The following is a 1315-nucleotide window of genomic DNA, read 5'->3' as shown; positions in this document are numbered from 1 at the left end:
ACCGCCGGCCTCGTCGCCCGGCTGGTGGACGAGGCCCACGCCGCGGGCGCCACCGAACTCACCGTCACGCCTTGGCGCGGCGTCATCGTCCCGGGAGCCGCCGCGTGAACACCACCCCCACAGGCGGCACCGGGCCCCGCAGGCCGCACACGCACTACGACTACCTCGCCGACGGCCCGGCCATCTACGTCGACTCCTTCGCCACCATCCGCCGCGAAGCGCGGCTGGACCACGTCCCCGCCGAGGCGGAACGCCTCGCCGTGCGGATGATCCACGGGGCGGGGCAGGTCGACCTCGCCGACGACCTGGTGATCCACCCGCGACTGGTCCCGGCCGCCCGCGCCGCCCTGCGCTCGGGCGCGCCGATCCTCTGCGACGTCACCATGGTCGCCACCGGGGTCACCCGCAGCCGCCTGCCACGCGACAACGATGTCCTGTGCCTCCTCGGCGACGCACGCGTGCCCGCCCTGGCCCGCCGCTGGGGCACCACCCGCACCGCGGCGGCCGTCTCCCTCTGGGAGCCGTTGATGGAGGGCGCCGTGGTCGCCGTCGGCAACGCGCCGACCGCCCTGTTCCACCTGCTGGAGATGCTGATCGACGGGGCTCCCCGCCCCGCCGCGATCGTGGGCTGCCCGGTCGGCTTCATCGGCGCCGCCGAGTCCAAGCAGGCCCTCACCGAACTCGCCGACGACCACGGAATCGACATCCCGTACGTCACCGTCCACGGCCGCCGCGGCGGATCCGCCATGACGTCGTCGGCCCTGAACGCACTCGCCAAGGAGGAGGAGTGACCGGACGTTTCCACGGAGTCGGCGTCGGCCCCGGCGACCCCGAACTGATCACCCTCAAGGCCGCCCGGCTGATCGCCTCCGCCGACGTCGTCGCCTACCACGCGGGCGTCGGCAAGGAGTCCAACGCCCGCCGGACCGCCGCCTCGCTCATACCGGGCACCGCGGCCGAGGAGGTGCTGACCTACCCCGTCACCACCGGCGCCACCGACCACCCCGGCGGCTACGCGGGCGCCCTGGCCGACTTCTACGAGGAGTCCGCCGCCCGCCTCGCCGCCCACCTCGACGCGGGGCGCGACGTCGTGCTGCTCTCCGAGGGCGACCCGCTGTTCTACGGATCGTTCATGTACATGCACGACCGGCTCTCCGAGCGGTACGAGACGCAGATCGTGCCCGGCGTCCCCGCGTTCGCCGCGGCCGCCGCGGCCACCGCGGCGCCGCTGGTCCGGCAGACCGACGTGCTCACGGTCCTCCCCGGCACCCTGCCCGAACCGGAACTGGCCCGCCGCCTCGCCGACACCGACGCG

Annotated in this window: 2 protein-coding genes; both read left to right on the top strand. The window is 74.7% G+C overall.

Features of this window, described 5'->3' with window-relative positions:
• Positions 1-104: 104 nt before the first annotated feature.
• Complete coding sequence (locus tag HW445_RS31290; RefSeq protein WP_180224153.1) at positions 105-791, top strand: precorrin-8X methylmutase; 687 nt, start codon at positions 105-107, stop codon at positions 789-791.
• On the top strand, positions 788-1315 hold a 528-nt coding region (locus tag HW445_RS31285), incomplete at its 3' end, for an SAM-dependent methyltransferase (protein ID WP_308800244.1). The genes HW445_RS31290 and HW445_RS31285, both read left to right, overlap by 4 nt.

This window comes from Streptomyces sp. UH6, assembly GCF_013421635.1.
Lineage (GTDB): Bacteria > Actinomycetota > Actinomycetes > Streptomycetales > Streptomycetaceae > Streptomyces > Streptomyces abyssomicinicus.
Note: the sequence above shows the minus strand (reverse complement) of the source record. Positions and strands in the feature narration are given on the sequence as shown.